17 protein-coding genes are annotated in these 13,875 nt (G+C 71.8%); 4 read left to right on the top strand and 13 right to left on the bottom strand.

Annotation, left to right across the window (positions count from 1 at the left end; all coding sequences use genetic code 11):
* Nucleotide 1 precedes the first annotated feature (1 nt).
* Nucleotides 2–517 carry a hypothetical protein gene (locus tag H4N64_RS06720; protein WP_186281165.1) on the top strand — a complete coding sequence of 172 codons (516 nt, stop codon included), beginning with the start codon at nt 2–4 and terminating at the stop codon, nt 515–517.
* Here H4N64_RS06720 and H4N64_RS06715 read toward each other — a convergent pair.
* Genes H4N64_RS06715 through tsaB form a run of 4 tightly spaced genes read right to left on the bottom strand, consistent with a single transcriptional unit; the run spans nt 468 to nt 2,995 of the window.
* Nucleotides 468–725, bottom strand: a complete 258-nt coding sequence (locus tag H4N64_RS06715) for a hypothetical protein (RefSeq protein ID WP_186281164.1) — start codon at nt 723–725, stop codon at nt 468–470. The genes H4N64_RS06720 and H4N64_RS06715 overlap by 50 nt on opposite strands.
* Nucleotides 722–1,831, bottom strand: a complete 1,110-nt coding sequence (gene tsaD / locus H4N64_RS06710; RefSeq protein WP_186281163.1) for a tRNA (adenosine(37)-N6)-threonylcarbamoyltransferase complex transferase subunit TsaD — start codon at nt 1,829–1,831, stop codon at nt 722–724. Before tsaD ends, H4N64_RS06715 begins: the two co-directional genes overlap by 4 nt.
* A complete protein-coding gene (rimI, locus tag H4N64_RS06705) occupies nt 1,824–2,321 on the bottom strand; it encodes a ribosomal protein S18-alanine N-acetyltransferase (RefSeq protein ID WP_186281301.1) in 498 nt (165 codons plus the stop codon). The genes tsaD and rimI overlap by 8 nt, the downstream gene beginning before the upstream one ends.
* Nucleotides 2,322–2,338: 17 nt before the next feature.
* Entirely contained in the window at nt 2,339–2,995 is a 657-nt protein-coding gene (gene tsaB / locus H4N64_RS06700) for a tRNA (adenosine(37)-N6)-threonylcarbamoyltransferase complex dimerization subunit type 1 TsaB (RefSeq protein ID WP_186281162.1), read from the bottom strand.
* Between the two features lie 108 nt (nt 2,996–3,103).
* On the opposite strand from tsaB, the gene H4N64_RS06695 reads away from it, so the two are divergent.
* Nucleotides 3,104–3,658, top strand: coding sequence for a hypothetical protein (locus H4N64_RS06695; RefSeq protein ID WP_186281161.1), 555 nt, complete (start codon nt 3,104–3,106; stop codon nt 3,656–3,658).
* A gap of 4 nt (nt 3,659–3,662) precedes the next feature.
* Here H4N64_RS06695 and H4N64_RS06690 read toward each other — a convergent pair whose 3' ends face one another.
* The 5 genes from H4N64_RS06690 to H4N64_RS06670 form a co-directional block, all read right to left on the bottom strand.
* The gene (locus H4N64_RS06690; RefSeq protein ID WP_186281160.1) at nt 3,663–3,821 is read right to left on the bottom strand and encodes a hypothetical protein; all 159 of its coding nucleotides are present in this window, start codon (nt 3,819–3,821) and stop codon (nt 3,663–3,665) included.
* A 130-nt stretch (nt 3,822–3,951) separates the two neighbouring features.
* On the bottom strand, nt 3,952–4,458 hold the full coding sequence (tsaE, locus tag H4N64_RS06685; protein WP_186281159.1) for a tRNA (adenosine(37)-N6)-threonylcarbamoyltransferase complex ATPase subunit type 1 TsaE: 507 nt from the start codon (nt 4,456–4,458) through the stop codon (nt 3,952–3,954).
* A complete protein-coding gene (locus H4N64_RS06680) occupies nt 4,430–5,647 on the bottom strand; it encodes an alpha/beta fold hydrolase (RefSeq protein ID WP_186281158.1) in 1,218 nt (405 codons plus the stop codon). Before H4N64_RS06680 ends, tsaE begins: the two co-directional genes overlap by 29 nt.
* Nucleotides 5,648–5,689: 42 nt before the next feature.
* Nucleotides 5,690–6,868 (bottom strand): alanine racemase, encoded by a 1,179-nt coding sequence (gene alr, locus H4N64_RS06675; RefSeq protein WP_186281157.1) that lies wholly within the window; start codon nt 6,866–6,868, stop codon nt 5,690–5,692.
* Between the two features lie 44 nt (nt 6,869–6,912).
* The gene (locus tag H4N64_RS06670) at nt 6,913–7,776 is read right to left on the bottom strand and encodes a L,D-transpeptidase family protein (RefSeq protein WP_186281156.1); all 864 of its coding nucleotides are present in this window, start codon (nt 7,774–7,776) and stop codon (nt 6,913–6,915) included.
* A 101-nt stretch (nt 7,777–7,877) separates the two neighbouring features.
* Here H4N64_RS06670 and H4N64_RS06665 point away from each other — a divergent pair, with 101 nt between their 5' ends.
* Nucleotides 7,878–8,249, top strand: coding sequence for a holo-ACP synthase (locus H4N64_RS06665; protein ID WP_186281155.1), 372 nt, complete (start codon nt 7,878–7,880; stop codon nt 8,247–8,249).
* A 22-nt stretch (nt 8,250–8,271) separates the two neighbouring features.
* The gene (locus H4N64_RS06660) at nt 8,272–9,705 is read left to right on the top strand and encodes an NAD(P)H-hydrate dehydratase (protein WP_186281154.1); all 1,434 of its coding nucleotides are present in this window, start codon (nt 8,272–8,274) and stop codon (nt 9,703–9,705) included.
* On the opposite strand, the gene H4N64_RS06655 is transcribed toward H4N64_RS06660, so the two are convergent.
* The 4 genes from H4N64_RS06655 to H4N64_RS06640 all read right to left on the bottom strand — a co-directional run bounded on the left by H4N64_RS06655 (nt 9,677) and on the right by H4N64_RS06640 (nt 13,799).
* The gene (locus H4N64_RS06655; RefSeq protein ID WP_186281309.1) at nt 9,677–9,961 is read right to left on the bottom strand and encodes a hypothetical protein; all 285 of its coding nucleotides are present in this window, start codon (nt 9,959–9,961) and stop codon (nt 9,677–9,679) included. The genes H4N64_RS06660 and H4N64_RS06655 overlap by 29 nt on opposite strands.
* 85 nt (nt 9,962–10,046) lie before the next feature.
* Nucleotides 10,047–11,894, bottom strand: coding sequence for a glutamine--fructose-6-phosphate transaminase (isomerizing) (glmS, locus tag H4N64_RS06650; RefSeq protein WP_186281153.1), 1,848 nt, complete (start codon nt 11,892–11,894; stop codon nt 10,047–10,049).
* A gap of 88 nt (nt 11,895–11,982) precedes the next feature.
* Nucleotides 11,983–12,792 carry an ABC transporter permease gene (locus H4N64_RS06645; RefSeq protein ID WP_186281152.1) on the bottom strand — a complete coding sequence of 270 codons (810 nt, stop codon included), beginning with the start codon at nt 12,790–12,792 and terminating at the stop codon, nt 11,983–11,985.
* Nucleotides 12,793–12,794: 2 nt separating this feature from the next.
* Nucleotides 12,795–13,799, bottom strand: coding sequence for an ATP-binding cassette domain-containing protein (locus H4N64_RS06640; protein ID WP_186281151.1), 1,005 nt, complete (start codon nt 13,797–13,799; stop codon nt 12,795–12,797).
* Nucleotides 13,800–13,875 lie beyond the last annotated feature (76 nt).

Here is a 13,875-nt window from a genome sequence, read left to right as displayed (position 1 = left end):
GATGGACAGGTACGTCCACCATGAACTGCGGTCCGTCATCACGGTGCTGGCCGTGTCCGCCGTCTGCATCCCGGCGACCGTCGGCGCCCATGGAGCGCCGGTCAGCGCGATGGGCCTGCCGCTGTTCCTCACCGGGCTGATCGGGTTCGCGACGCTGTTCACGCTGGCGCAGGCGACCCGGATCAAGTGGCTCAGCGAGGTGCTGGACTTCGAGGCGGCGGTCCCGCTGGAGGAGCCGCCGCCGGAGACGTCCCTGCTCCGCCGTCCGGTCAACCCGTGGCTGTTCGTCACGATGACGGCGGGGACCCTGGGCGTCGCGTTCGCCTGGGAACCCGCGGCGTCCCTGTTCCCCCTCTGGCTGGCGCTCGCCTGGCTGGGCCAGGCGGGGCTGGCCGCGGACTGGGAGCGCCGGCACGGCAAGGTGCTGTGGCGGGGCCACGACCCCGACAAGCCCTGGCGTCTTTCCTTCAGCCCCCGGCCACTGACTCGAACCGCCACCGGTGCACTGCCCGAGTGACCAACTCGCCGTCCGGCTCGGGCAGTTCGGGCACTACGGCGTCGAAGTCGCCGTCCCACCAGGTGATGACCAGCACCCGGTCCTGCGGGGCCCGGAAGGTCTCCCGGCGCAGCGGCCGCTCGGCGAGCTGCTGCCGGGAGACCCAGGCCAGCAGCTCCTCGCCCCGGCCCTCGGCCGCCCTGGCCTCCCACATCAGCGCGACCGTCACGGGTACCCCGCGGCGGAGCCGTTGTCGGATGCGGTCTCCTTGCTGACCTCGTGCACATGATCGTGTCCCGGCACATGCGGGTCGGTCACCGGCAGGGAGGAGTCGGCCGACAGGTCCCAGCTGGACGCAGGCCGGTTGCGCGCGACCATCTCCGCGCCGAGCGCGGCGACCATCGCGCCGTTGTCGGTGCACAACTTGGGCCGCGGCACCCTCAGTTCGATGCCGGCCGCCTCGCAGCGGTGCCGGGCCAGCTCCCGCAGCCGCGAGTTCGCCGCCACCCCGCCACCGATCATCAGGTGGTCGACGCCCTCGTCCTTGCAGGCCCGGACCGCCTTGCGGGTCAGCACATCCACCACCGCCTCCTGGAAGGAGGCCGCCACGTCCCGCACCGGCACCTCCTCCCCCGCGGCCCGCTTGGCCTCGATCCAGCGGGCCACGGCCGTCTTCAGACCGGAGAAGGAGAAGTCGTACGCCGGATCGCGGGGCCCGGTGAGCCCGCGCGGGAAGGCGATGGAGTTCGGGTCGCCCTCGCGCGCGTACCGGTCGATGACCGGGCCGCCGGGGAAGCCCAGGTTCAGCACCCGGGCGATCTTGTCGAAGGCCTCGCCGGCCGCGTCGTCGATGGTGGCGCCCATCGGCCGGACGTCGGAGGTGATGTCACCCGACAGCAGCAGGGAGGAGTGCCCGCCGGACACCAGCAGGGCCATCGTCGGCTCGGGCAGGGCGCCGTGCTCCAGCTGGTCCACGCAGATGTGCGAGGCGAGATGGTTCACACCGTAGAGCGGCTTGCCGAGCGCGTAGGCGTACGCCTTCGCCGCCGAGACCCCGACGAGCAGGGCACCGGCGAGGCCCGGACCGGCGGTCACGGCGATCCCGTCCAGATCCTTGGCGGTGACCCCCGCCTCCTTCAGCGCGCGGTCGATGGTCGGCACCATCGCCTCCAGATGCGCCCGGGAGGCGACCTCCGGCACCACCCCGCCGAAGCGGGCGTGCTCGTCGACGCTGGACGCGACGGCGTCGGCCAGCAGGGTCGTCCCGCGCACGATGCCGACGCCGGTCTCGTCGCAGGAGGTCTCGATCCCCAGGACCAGGGGTTCGTCAGCCATGGATCTCGGTTCCTTGTACTGAGGTGGAAGGGTCGGTGAGGCGCATCACCAGGGCGTCCACATTGCCCGGCTGGTAGTAGCCGCGCCGGAACCCGATGGCCTCGAAGCCGTAGCGCTCGTACATCTTCTGGGCGCGGACGTTGTCGATCCGGCACTCCAGCATCACTTCGGCGCACTCGAAGGCGGTGGCCGCCCGCAGCAGCTCGGTCAGCAGCCGCCCGCCGAGGCCGGTGCCCCAGTAATCGCGGGCGACGGCGATGGTCTGGATGTCGCCGACCGCGGCGCAGCCGCTGTCAGACGCAATCCCGGAGGCGGCGAGCCCCGCGTAGCCGACGATCCGGTCGCCGTCCACGGCCACGACGTACCGCCGGGTCGCCTCGGCACCGCGCGCGTGGGCCAGCTCGGACCAGAACATCCCCCGGGACCAGGCGTCCTCGGGGAAGAGATCCTTCTCCAGCTCCAGCACGGGATCGATGTCCCACCAGCGCATCTCGCGCAGTACCGCTGTCACTTGGGGGTGACCACCTTGTAGTTCTTGGGGACCTGGGCGTCGGGCCGGCGCAGATACAGCGGCCGCGGCGCGGGCAGCTCCTCACCGGCGGCAAGCCGCTCGGCGGCGAGGGCGGCCAGGGCCGCGGCGGAGACATGCTCGGGCTCATGCGCCTTGGGGAAGGTGTCGGGGTACAGCAGCGCACCGGCCCCGACCGCGGGGAGCCCCGCGACCCGCTCGGCGATGTCGGCGGGGCGGTCGACCGCCGGGTCGGTCAGACGGGTGCGGGAGTCGGCGTACGTCGCCCAGTAGACCTCCTTGCGCCGGGCGTCGGTGGCCACGACGAAGGGGCCCTTGTCGATGTCGGCCGCGTAGGCGAGACCGTCGAGGGTGCACACACCGTGCACGGGGACGCCGAGCGCGAGCCCGAAGGTGTCGGCGGTCATCAGACCGACCCGCAGCCCGGTGTACGGGCCGGGCCCGGTCCCTACGACGACGCCGGTGACGGCGTCGAGCTTCAGCCCCGCCTCGGCGAGCACTCGGTCGACGGCCGGCAGCAGCAGCTCACCATGACGGCGGGCGTCCACCTGACTCGACGAGACGATGACGTCCGTGCCGTCGTGCAGCGCGACGGTGACGGCGGGGGTGGCGGTATCCAGAGCGAGCAAGAGCACGCAAACAGCCTACGGCTCCCCGCGCCGGGGCACGGCCGCCCGGGAGGAGCGGTCACCGGCTGCTACCGTCGCCGCGAGGCACGACGTACGACAAAGAGGTGGGCGACGGTGGCAAGCAGCAGCTCCGGATTCGTGGCCGGGCTCACCACGGCGGCCCTGATGACCGTCGGCTTCCTCGCCTACCAGGCCTCGGCGAACGTTCCGGCCGACCTGGGCCGCCCGCACACCGGCAGCACGCCGGCGGTGGCCGCCTCCAAGGCACCCCGCGACAAGGAGCAGCCCGCCGCCCTGCCCGCCGGGTCCGGCAAGGGTGAACGGGTGGTGTACTCGGTGGACGACGACCGGGTGTGGCTGGTCGGCGCGGACGACAAGGTCAGGCGCACCTTCGAGGTGGACCCCGGCACGGTGGACCCGGCCCCGGGCGTCTACACGGTCACCTCCCGCTCGAACAAGGTCACCGGCACGGACGGCGTCCCCGTCGAGCACGTGGTCCGCTTCACCAGTGTGGGCGGCGTCGCCATCGGCTTCAGCGCGGCGGTGGACAACCCGGCCCCGGCCCCCGGCAATACGGCCCGCACGGGCGGCATCCGCGAGACCCGTGCGGACGGCGACGCGATGTGGAAGTTCGCGACGATCGGCCACAAGGTCGTCGTGATCCGCTGAGACCTCAGGCCGCCTTGCGCTCCTGCGTCCGCGGAGCACTCGGTTCCGGGGCGCGCGGCGGTGTCGATACGGCGGTTGCCGCGGCGCATGCCGCCAGCAGGTCGCGCATGGACACTCCGGACAGCGGACGCGGTGGCGTCGCGTCCCGTTCCGTGACCGACATGGACGCCTCCTGGGAGCCGGGGGCGGACGTAGTTAGGTACACCTAACTACGGGCTGGGTACCATGTGACCACGCCCGGGACGGCGAACGCAATATCTTGCCGACGTCTTGTCGGAATGTTCATCGACGTCTCAGGCGGACAGCCCTTCGAGACCCGCCTCGACCCAGCGCGCCCCCAGCCCGGTCACCGTGACATGCCGGACCTCGTCCGTCGTGTCGCCGACGGCCCGGTGGATGACGACCTGGAGCCGGTCCTCGGTCAGCTCCTCGACCTTGCCCTCGCCCCACTCCACGACGATCACGGAATCGGGCAGCGAGACATCGAGGTCGAGGTCCTCCATCTCGTCGAGCCCGCCACCGAGGCGGTACGCGTCGACGTGGACGAGCGGAGGACCGTCGCCGAGGGACGGATGGACGCGCGCGATCACGAACGTCGGGGAGGTGACGGCGCCCCGGACCCCGAGGCCCTCACCGAGCCCCCGGGTCAGCGTCGTCTTGCCCGCGCCGAGCTCCCCGCTGAGCATCACGAGGTCACCGGCGCGCAGCAGCTTGGCGAGACGGCGGCCGAGTTCCCGCATCTGCTCGGGAGAGGTGATGGTCAGCTCGGTCTCAGCCTGGTTGTGCGGTGCTGCTTCCATAGCCACCCACGGTAGCGCCCGCGGGCACCGCACCCGCGCGGGTGAGCAGGTCGGCGAGACGGTCGGTGACCACTTCCGGGTGTTCCAGCATCACCAGATGCCCGGCATCCGGCACGAGGACCAGCTCGGCGTCCGGCAGCAGATCGGCGATGGCCTCGCTGTGCTCGCTCGGCGTGACGAGGTCCTTGACCCCGGCCAGCACCAGCACCGGCAGATCCGCGAAGTGGGCGAGCGCCTCGGTCTTGTCGTGGTCGGCGAAGGCCGGGTAGTACTCGGCGACCACGTCGATCGGCGTGGCCTCGATCATCCGCTCGGCGAACCGCGCCACGGCCGGGTCGACGTCCCGGGAGGCGAAGGAGTACCGCTTGATGATCCCGGCGAACAGATCGGCGGTGGCCCGGCGCCCCTTCTCCACCAGCTCGGCCCGCTGCCCGAGCGCCTTCAGCACTCCGGGGAGCACCCGGCGCACGGCGTTGACGCCGGCTACCGGCAGCCCGAAGTTGACCTCGCCGAGCTTCCCCGACGACGTACCGACCAGAGCGACGGCGACGACCCGGTCCCGGATCAGCTCGGGGTACTGGTCGGCCAGCGCCATGACGGTCATCCCGCCCATGGAGTGGCCGACGAGCACGATCGGCCCGTCCGGCACGGTGGCGTCGATGACGGCCTTCAGATCCCGTCCGAGCTGCTCGATGTCGACCGGCACCCCGTCCTCGACCTGCGCGACACCCCGCGCGGAGCGGCCGTGGCTGCGCTGGTCCCAGTGCACGGTCCGTACGACACCCCTGAGCGCCGCCCGCTGGAAGTGCCAGGAGTCCTGGCTGAGGCAGTAGCCGTGGCTGAAGACGACGGTGACGGGAGCCGGGGCCTTGCGCCCGAACAGCCGGCGCCTGCGCGGGGCGGAGCCGCCCTCGGGCTCGACGTCGTCGACCTCGTAGTAGATCTCGGTGCCGTCATCGGCGTAGGCCTTGCCGGGCATGCCGCGCAGCGCGCCGTAGGGGCCCGCCGAGTCGAGCGCGAGACGGGCCTTCTGCCGCATCCCCCGGCCGACGGTGAGCCGCTCTATGGCGACCCCGGCCGCGGCGCCCGCGGCGACCACGCCTATCGCGGCACCCGCGATACCCGTCGCGCGGCGCCAGTTCCCGGCGGAGGCGACGGCCGCGACGGCCTCCGCACTGCTCTCGCTCACGTACCGCTCCTCTTCACCGGACTGCTGCTCGCCGCTGGGGCGTCACCCAGCCTGGCTCTCGTTCACATAGACGCGGGGAACACGGATTCCGATCCGGGTGACGATTTCATACGCGATGGTGCCGGCGGCCTGCGCCCAGTCCTCGGCGGTGGGCTCACCGCCGTCACCGGGCCCGAAGAGCACGGCCCGCTCACCCGGTTCGGGCTCGTCCCCGCCCAGGTCCACCACGAACTGATCCATCGCGATCCGCCCCGCGACGGTCCGCCACTTGCCGCCGACCAGTACCGGCCCGGCGGAGGAGGCGTGCCGAGGGATACCGTCCGCATACCCGACGGGGATGAGTCCAAGGGTGGTCGCACCGGGGGTGGTGTAGTGGTGCCCATAGCTGACACCGTGCTCACCGGGCACGTGCTTGACGAGCGCGACGGACGCGGACAGCGTCATCACCGGCCGCAGCCCGAAGTCGGCGGGACTGCCCAGCTCGGGGCTTGGCGAGACGCCGTAGAGCGCGATGCCGGTCCGTACGAGGTCGAAGTGGCTGTCCGGACGGGTCAGCGTGGCCGGGGAATTGGCGATGTGCCGCACCTCGGGGCGTATGCCCTGCTCCTCGGCGTGAGCCAGCATCTCCCGGAAACGTTCGAGCTGGGCGTCGATGGAGGGATGCCCGGGTTCATCGGCGCACGCGAAGTGCGACCAGAGCCCGGTCACCTTCACGAGCCCCTCCCCCTCGGCGGCGAGCGCCTCCCGGACCAGCTCGGCCCAGTCGTCGCCGGGCTGGCAGCCGCCGCGCCCGAGGCCGGTGTCGGCCTTGAGCTGTACGCGCGCGGGAAGACCGGCCTCGCGGGCCGCGGCGGTGACCTCGCGCAGGGCCCACAAAGCGCTCACCGAGACGTCCAGACGGGCCTCGATGGCCTCCCGCCAGGGCCCGCCCGGGGTCCACAGCCAGCACATGATCCGGACGTCGTCCGGCAGCCGCCCGTCCGCCCGCAGTGCGAGGGCCTCCTCGGGCGTGGCGGTGCCCAGCCAGGTCGCCCCCGCCTCGACGGCCGCGCGGGCGCAGGGCAGTGCGCCGTGGCCGTATCCGTCGGACTTCACGACGGCCATCAGGGCCGCGTCCGGCGCGAGGGCGCGCAGGGCCCGCACATTGGCCCGCACGGCGGCCAGATCGATCTCGGCGCGGGCCCGCAGGGGCGCGGTCCGCAGGGCAGCTGTTTCAGTCATGGCGCCCCCAGTGTCTCAGAGGGGTCCGACAGGCCGGTCGAGCCCTAGGTTCCGGGTCGCCTCCCCCAGACGTACACCCGGTCCCCCTTCTTCAGCACTTTCCACAGCTTCCGGGCGTCCCCGAGCCGCAGATTGACGCATCCCATCGACCCGACGGTGGTGAAGATCGACCCGTAGACGGCGTGGAAGGCCTGCCCGCCGCTGAAGAACTGCGAGTAGGGCATGGGCTGGTGGTAGAGCGTCGACACGTGGTTCTTGTGCTTCCAGTAGACCTTGTGCCATCCGGTACGGGTCCGGTACCCGGCCCGCCCACTGCGCATGGGCACCGGCCCGTAGACGACCTTCTTCCCCTTCTGCACCCAGGTCAGCTGCCGGCTGAGATCGACACAGGCGACGCGATACGACCGCACAGGGCACTTCTTGGCGGCGTTCGGGTTCTTGCGCGCGCCGACGAGTTGCATGGTGGCCCAGGTGACGGGCCCCGCGAAGCCGATGGCGGGCTTGATCTTGTGCTTGAGCTGAAAGGCCCGGATGGCCCGGCAGTCGGCGGCGGACTGCTTCCCGTCCACCTTGAGCTTCAGCCACCGCTCGACCTGCCGCTGATAGGGGCCGGCCCGCTTGCTGCACGCGACGCGCATCACGGCGTCCCCGAGAGGCACGTACTCGACGAGGTCGTAGGCCCCCTCGACGGCCTGCCGCGGCTCAACGGCGTCTTCACGCCCACCGGGTGTGTACACGGTCGGCGGCAGGATCTGGTCGGGCGTGTCGATGACCCACGACTTGGGCGCCACGCCGGGCACCAACTCGGCCTCGGGCCCGGGCCCGGCGACAGCACTTCCCGCCGGCAGCACAAAGGCCGTGGCCACCAGAGCCGCGACACCCCGATACGCAACACGCGAACAGATCATGCGATCAGCGAACCGCGCGGCCTGAGCGCCGAGGACGTGCCGCGCGGCGGGGTCACTCGGACGTACGCAGGCATCGAGGCGCCGGTCATAAGGTGCTCGGCATGAGCATCATCGGGGTCGGTATCGACGTGGCGGAGATCGACCGTTTCGCGGCTTCCCTGGAGCGGACGCCCGGGATGGCCCGACGTCTGTTCCTGGACAGCGAGTTGCTGCTGCCGAGCGGGGAGCGGCGGGGTGTCGCCTCGCTGGCGGCGCGGTTCGCGGCGAAGGAGGCGTTGGCCAAGGCGCTGGGCGCGCCTGCGGGCCTGCTCTGGACGGACGCGGAGGTCTTCGTCGAGGACTCCGGGCAGCCGCGGCTCCGGGTGACGGGGACGGTGGCGGCCCGGGCGGCGGAACTCGGCGTGCGGTCCTGGCATGTGTCTCTCAGTCATGACGCTGGCGTGGCCTCGGCGGTGGTGGTCGCGGAAGGCTGAGGGGCGCGAGAGACTCGACCGTATGCGTACTGCGTACAGCGTGGAGACGGTCAGGACTTCGGAACGGGAACTGATGGTTCGGCTGCCGGAGGGGACGCTGATGCAGCGGGCGGCGGCAGGCCTCACCGCGGCCTGCGCGGACCTCCTCGGCCGGGTCTACGGCAGCCGCGTCGTGCTGCTGATCGGCAGCGGCGACAACGGCGGCGACGCGCTCTACGCCGGTGCCCGACTGGCCCGACGGGGCGCGGGCGTGACGGCGGTACTGCTGGCGCCCGAGCGGGCGCACACGGGCGGCCTCGCGGCACTGCGCGGGGCGGGCGGAAGCGTGACCGGGACCGATGCGGCGGCACCGCTGATCGACCGGGCGGACCTGGTGCTGGACGGCATCGTCGGAATCGGCGGCAAGGGCGGCCTACGGCCGGACGCGGCACCGCTGGCCGAGGCGGCGGCGCGTTCCCGGGCCACCGTGGTGGCCGTGGACCTGCCGAGCGGGGTGGACGCCGACACCGGCGAGGTGCGCGGCCCGGCGATCCACGCCGACCTCACCGTCACCTTCGGCACCCACAAGCCGGGCCTGCTGATCGATCCGGCGCGGGAGTACGCCGGTACGGTCCGCCTGGTCGACATCGGCCTTGAGCTGCCGCAAGAGGCGGAAGTCGAGGCGTTGCAGCACGCGGACGTGGCACGGCTGTTGCCGGTGCCGGGCGCGGAGAGCGACAAGTACCGGCGGGGCGTGGTCGGCATCGCGGCCGGTTCCGCGCGGTACCCGGGGGCGGCGGTACTGGCGGTCGCGGGCGCGCTGCGGGGCGGCGCGGGAGCCGTGCGGTACGTCGGCCCGGCGGGGGAGGCGGTACTGGCCCGCTTCCCGGAGACCCTGGTCTCGGACAAGGGCCCGGGCAAGGCGGGCCGGGTACAGGCCTGGGTGGTCGGGCCGGGCGCCGGGGACGACGCGGCGACGGTGGCGGAGGTGCTGGAGGCGGACGTACCGGTCCTGCTGGACGCGGACGGCCTGCGCCTGGCGGACCGGGAGGCGGTACGGACCCGCACGGCCCCGACCCTGATGACCCCGCATGCCGGAGAGGCGGCGGCACTGCTGGGCGTGTCCCGCGAGGAGGTCGAGGGGTCCCGCCTTTCGGCGGTACGGGAGTTGGCGGCGCGGTACCGGGCGACGGTACTGCTGAAGGGCTCGACGACGCTGGTGGCGGACCCGGAGGCGAGAACGCCGGTACGGGTGAACGCGACCGGCACGTCCTGGCTGGCCACGGCAGGCAGCGGCGACGTTCTGTCGGGCCTGTCCGGCTCCCTGCTGGCGTCGGGACTCGCGGCGCGGGACGCGGGGAGCGTGGCGGCGTATCTGCACGGTCTGGCGGGGCGGTACGCGGCGGACGGGGCGCCGGTGGGGGCGCAGGACGTGGCGGAGGGCATCGTCAGGGCCTGGCGGGACGTACGGGAGTGAGGCCCGGAAGAACCAGGTCGTGCGGGAGGTACGGGTGCCCGCCGGGACCGTTGCGCGGGGCCAGCGCGGCGCCCGTCTCGCGGTGCACGGCGATGCCGTAGCTCGTCCGGGACCCTTGGTGAAAACCATGCACTTCCTGGTCGAGGCGGAGGCGGTCATCAAGCTCGGCGTCTACGGCCGCCTGGCAGTCCAAGCGCCCGAAGTCGTCCCCCGAGGCCCAGGCCGACATGGCGAGGTCGGAGGAGCTGGCGGGCATCGCCGTACCGGTGTGGGAGGTGCGGCACGGTCATGCGGCTGGCACGCCCTGCCGGTCGGAGGCACGCTGGCCCTGACGCGGTGACCTACTCCACCGTCACCGACTTCGCCAGGTTCCGAGGCTGATCCACCTCGTTCCCCCGGGCCGTCGCCAGCTCGCACGCGAACACCTGGAGCGGGACCGTCGCCACCAGCGGCTGGAGCAGCGTCGGCGTCGCCGGGATGCGGATCAGGTGGTCCGCGTACGGGACAACCGCATCGTCCCCCTCCTCGGCGATCACGATCGTGCGTGCGCCCCGGGCCCTGATCTCCTGGATGTTGGACACGATCTTGTCGTGGAGGACCGAACGCCCTCGCGGTGACGGGACGACCACCACCACCGGCAGGTCGTCCTCGATCAGCGCGATCGGCCCGTGCTTCAGCTCGCCCGCCGCGAAGCCCTCGGCGTGCATGTAGGCGAGCTCCTTCAGCTTCAGAGCGCCCTCCAGCGCCACCGGATAGCCCACGTGCCGGCCCAGGAACAGGACCGTGTTCTTGGCGGCCAGGGAGCGGGCCAGCGCGCGTACCGGTTCCATCGTCTCCAGTACGCGCTCCACCTCGCCGGAGATCTCCGCCAGGTCCCGGATGACCGCCCGGATCTCGTCGCCCCACTTGGTGCCGCGCACCTGGCCCAGGTACAGCGCCACCAGGTAGCAGGCCACCAGCTGTGTCAGGAAGGCCTTCGTCGAGGCGACCGCCACCTCGGGCCCCGCGTGCGTGTACAGCACCGCGTCCGACTCGCGCGGGATCGTCGAGCCGTTGGTGTTGCAGATCGCCAGCACCCTGGAGCCCTGCTCACGGGCGTGCCGCAGCGCCATCAGCGTGTCCATGGTCTCGCCGGACTGGGAGATGGCGATGACCAGGGACCGCGCGTCCAGGATCGGGTCCCGGTACCGGAACTCGCTCGCCAGCTCCACCTCGCAGGGAATCCGCGTCCAGTGTTCGATGGCGTACTTGGCGATCAGCCCGGCGTGGAAGGCCGTACCGCAGGCCACGACGACGACCTTGTCGATCTCCCGCAGTTCGCTCGCCGGGATCCGCACCTCGTCCAGCGTCAGCGAGCCGGCCGCGTCGATGCGGCCGAGCAGGGTGTCGGCGACCGCCTTGGGCTGCTCGGCGATCTCCTTGAGCATGAAGTAGTCGTAGCCGCCCTTCTCGGCGGCCGAGGCGTCCCAGTCGACGTGGTACGAGCGGACCCCGGCCGGGCTGCCGTCGAAGCCGGTCACCGTGACGCCGTCGCGGCGGAGCTCGACCACCTGGTCCTGGCCCAGTTCGATCGCGGAGCGGGTGTGGGCGATGAAGGCCGCCACGTCGGAGGCCAGGAAGGCCTCGCCCTCTCCCACGCCCACCACCAGCGGCGAGTTCCGGCGCGCGCCGACGACCACGTCCGGCTCGTCCGCGTGCACCGCGACCAGGGTGAACGCCCCCTCCAGCCGCCGGCACACCAGCCGCATCGCCTCCGCGAGGTCGGCGCAGGAGGAGAACTCCTCCGCGAGCAGGTGGGAGACCACCTCGGTGTCCGTCTCGGAGGTCAAGTCGTGGCCCCGCTCGGCCAGTTCCGCCCGCAGCAGCGCGAAGTTCTCGATGATGCCGTTGTGGACGACGGCCACGCGTCCGGCGTTGTCCAGATGCGGATGCGCGTTCGCGTCCGTGGGTCCGCCGTGTGTCGCCCAGCGTGTGTGCCCGATGCCGGTGGAGCCGCTCGGCAGCGGACGGTCGACCAGTTCCTTCTCCAGGTTGAGTAGCTTTCCGGCCTTCTTCGCGGCGGCCAGACCGCCGTCCGCGAGCACGGCCACGCCCGCCGAGTCGTAACCCCGGTACTCCAGTCGCTTCAGCCCGGCCATCACGACATCGAGCGCCGACTGCGACCCCACGTATCCCACGATTCCGCACATGAGCGGCAGCCTACGATCGAATCCATCGCCGAACAGGCCGTAGCCTGCCCGATTTCGGAAATTCCCACGGCCTTACGCCTTCGAGGACTCATGTCTTCGCCCGATACGCCCTCATCGCCAGCGGATAGAACACGAGCGCTATCCCGGCCGCCCACACCAGCGACCACAGCACCGGCTCCGCCACCGGACCGCCGATCAGCAACCCCCGGAAGGCGTCCGAGAGATGGGTCACCGGGTTCACATCGCTCCACGCCTGGAGCCATCCCGGCATCGTCTCCACCCTGACGAACGCGCTGCTGGTGAAGGTGATCGGGAAGATGAGGGTGAACGCGAACGCCTGCACCTTCTCCGCGTCCCCCGCCAGCATCCCGATCAGCACCGCGCTCCATGACACCGCCGCCGCGAACACGATCACCAACAGGGTGCCGAGCAGGAAGCCGTCGAACCCGCCGGTGACCCGGAAGCCGAGCAGCAGCCCGAGCCCGATCATCAGCAGCAGCGCCCACAGATGCTTGGCGAGGTCCGCCGTGATCCGGCCGATCAGCGGTGCCGAGCGGGCTATCGGCAGGCTGCGCAGCCGGTCGAAGACGCCTTTGGTGAGATCGGTGTTGAGCGCCATCGCCGTGTACATCGTCATGAACAGGGTGTTCTGCACGATGATCCCGGGCAGCGCGTACCTCAGATACGCCTCGGGCGATCCGGCCATCTGCCCGCCCAGGACGTAGGTGAACAGGAACACGAACATGATCGGCGTGATGCTGTAGTCGACCAGTTCGAGCGGGTTGTGCTTGACCGCGACCAGGCTCCGCCAGGCCATGGTGAAGGTCTGCTGGAGTCCGGCGAGCGGCCGTACCCGGCCCGACTTGGTGAGGGGGGCCGTGAGGGTCGTGGCGGTCATGATCAGTTCACCGCCCTCTCCAGCTCGGTGTCCTCGCGGACGGGCTCGCCGCCGTCGTCCTCCGGCTCGCCCTCGGGCTCGGCGCGGTGGCCGGTCAGGGCCAGGAACACCTCGTCGAGCGAGGAGCGCCGTAGCGCCAGTTCGCCCACCGCTATGCCCTCCCGGTCGAGCGTGCGGACCACGGCCGGCATCAGCTCGGGGTCCTTCACCGGGGCCGTGACCGTCTCGCCCTCGATCTGGGTCTGGGCGCCGGCCGCCTGGGCCACCAGCGCGTGCACCCGCCCGAGCTCCTCCGCGATCAGCGGCCGCACTTGCAGCACCTGGCCACCGACCTGGGACTTCAGCTGGTCCGGGGTGCCCTCGGCGATCACCCGGCCCTTGTCGATCACCACGATGTCGTCGGCGAGCACATCGGCCTCGTTCAGGTACTGCGTGGTCAGCAGGGCGGTCGCGCCGTCCGCGACCAGGCCCCGCAGCAGGTCCCACAGCTCGCCTCGACTGTGCGGGTCCAGGCCGGTCGTGGGTTCGTCGAGGAAGAGGATGCTGGGTCGGCCGACCAGGCTCGCGGCGAGGTCGAGGCGCCGTCGCATACCGCCCGAGTACGTCTTCGTGGCCCGCCCGGCCGCGTCCGTCAGCTGGAAGCGCTCCAGCAGTTCCCGCGCGCGTGCCTTCGCCTCCCCGCGCGGCAGGCCGAGCAGCCTGCCGATGAGCAGCAGGTTCTCCGTGCCGGTCAGGTTTTCGTCCACCGCGGCGTACTGCCCGGTCAGCCCGACCAGCGCGCGCACGATCCCCGCGTCCCGCACCACGTCGTGCCCGGCCACCTGGGCCCGGCCCGCGTCCGGCTGGAGCAGCGTCGCGAAGATCCGCACGGCCGTCGTCTTCCCCGCGCCGTTGGGACCCAGCAGCCCGAGCACCGAGCCCTGCCGGGCTCCCAGGTCGACCCCGGCCAGCGCCTCGGTCTCCTTGAACCGCTTGACCAGTCCTTCCGCCTCAATCGCATACGTCATGGGTCGCCCCTCAGGGTTACGTCATGTCCGGGTGGACCCTGCCTGGGCCCACCTCTCCCACAACTGTGACGCACGC

This window comes from Streptomyces cupreus (assembly GCF_014257025.1).
Lineage (GTDB): Bacteria > Actinomycetota > Actinomycetes > Streptomycetales > Streptomycetaceae > Streptomyces > Streptomyces cupreus.
The sequence above is the reverse complement of the archived record's forward strand: the minus strand, read 5'-3'. Positions and strand labels throughout refer to the sequence as shown.